Annotated in this window: 1 protein-coding gene; it reads right to left on the bottom strand. The window is 60.5% G+C overall.

Annotated elements, in window-relative coordinates:
- Window positions 1–87: 87 nt before the first annotated feature.
- Entirely contained in the window at window positions 88–1737 is a 1650-nt protein-coding gene (locus EJA72_RS04950; RefSeq protein WP_157710405.1) for a cyclic peptide export ABC transporter, read from the bottom strand.
- Window positions 1738–1915 lie beyond the last annotated feature (178 nt).

Here is a 1915-nt window from a genome sequence, read left to right as displayed (position 1 = left end):
TGGACTGCGTAGCAGGCCCTCTTTTTGGGGCCGCTTCGCAGCCCAGCGGGAGCAAGCTCCCTCGCCACAGACAAGCGCCTTTCCCAATCAAGCAGGCGCCAACTCCGTCACCACCCGTCCGCTTTCCATGCGCACCAGCTGATCGGCGATGTCGAAATAACGGTCATCGTGGGAGATCACGATGATGGTCTTGCCCAAGCGTTTCAGGTCCGGCAGCAACTCGGTGTAGAAGATCCGCCGGAAGGTCGGGTCCTGGTCGGCCGCCCATTCATCGAACACCAGCACCGGACGTTCTTCGAGCCAGGCATTGACCAGGGCCAGGCGTTTGCGCTGGCCGGTGGAGAGGTCGGTGGTGGTGAAACTGCCGTCCTTGACGCTGACCTTGTGCGCGATTTCCAGCCGTTGCAGGTATTGGTTGGCGTCTTCGGGGATGTGCTGGTCGCCCTGGACCACGTCATCGAACAGGTAGTAATCGGCAAAAATCGTGGTGAACAACTGGCGATAGTCATCGCGATTCTGCGCATCGATGGCCTCGCCGTTGACGCGGATTTCACCCTGTTGCGGCGTGTAGAGGCCTAGCAGCAGCTTGATCAGCGTGGTCTTGCCGCAGCCGTTTTCGCCGACGATGAAGGTGATGTCGCCTTGCTTGATCGTCAGGTTCACCGGCCCGAGCTGGAACGGGGCGGCCCCTTCGGCCGCCGGGAAAGCAAAACGCACATCGGCCAGTTTCAGTTCGTGCACGGCTTGTTTGACTGAGCCCTGATCGCTCAACAGCAAGTGCGGTTCCGGGGTGGAAAACTGCTCGGACAATTCGGCGATGCGGCGGAACGCGATCTGCGCGCGGCTGACGATAGGCAGCGTGCTGATCAAGTGTTCCAGCGGACCTTTCATGTACAGCAGCACTAGCACAAAGCCACTCATCACGGTTTTGTCGGCGCTCGGCCAGAAGCTTTGCAGGGCCAGCGCGAGGCCGATGACCACAAAGAACAGCATCGAGCCGAAGGTCTTGGCGATGACGAAGGTATTGATCGAGCGCACCTGCGTATTGCAGATGAATTCGGCGGTGGCCTTGATGCCCGAGACGAACATGCGCTGGCGGCGCGGGCGGTGAATGCGCAGTTCCTTGGCGCCTTCGGCAATCGCGTTGTAGTGCTTTTGCAGTTCGTCTTCAGCATCGCGGGCGGCCATGAAACCCTGCACGCCTTTGCTTTGGGCGTAGGCCTGGATCGCGGTGCCGATCAGGATCGCCGCGACCATGATCAGGAACATCGGCCACGACAACATCGCCAGATAGCCCATGCAACCCAGCGTCACCGTGACCGAAATCGCCAGCGGCGCGAAGGCGAAGGCGAAGTCGCTGATGGTGTCGACGTCATGGGTCAGCACCGGGATCAGGCGATGACTGCGATAGCGCTCGATTTGCTCGATCGGTGCCGAGAGCACTTTTTCACCCAGCTGTTTACGCAGCTTGGCGATGATGTGCTGGCCGACGTAGTTGGTGCCGATGTCCGAGCAGATGGAACTCAGCAGCGCCAGCAGGCACAGGCCGGCGAACAGCGCGACGACGCCTTGGGTCAGGCCGGTGTCCGAATGCAGGGCGTTGTTGATGGTGGCCAGCAATACCGTGACGCTCAGGCCGCCGACCATGCCCAGGAAAATGGACGCGGCGACGATGAGCCGAAAGGGTTTCAACAGGGCGAACAATTCGCCGATGGCGCCACGGGGAGGCTGGGTCATGGAAGACAATTCCTTGGGTCGTGAAGGCAGATACCCAGTAGAACGTCTGGTGGGAGGGTTAATTTACAAAGGCACCGACTGGCGGCGGAGTTGTCGCGGCACTCCACCAAACCCTGTGGGAGCGAGCCTGCTCGCGATGGTGTGTCAGTCGAGATCAATGTGACTGACACACCATCGC

The sequence above is a fragment of the Pseudomonas sp. PB120 genome, from assembly GCF_009761815.1.
In the GTDB taxonomy this organism is placed as follows: Bacteria; Pseudomonadota; Gammaproteobacteria; order Pseudomonadales; family Pseudomonadaceae; genus Aquipseudomonas.
The sequence above is the reverse complement of the archived record's forward strand: the minus strand, read 5'-3'. Positions and strand labels throughout refer to the sequence as shown.

Excerpts from the sequence above, each read along its gene's own strand:
- EJA72_RS04950 (WP_157710405.1), bottom strand. The coding sequence starts at position 1,737 with ATGACCCAGCCTCCCCGTGGCGCCATCGGCGAATTGTTCGCCCTGTTG.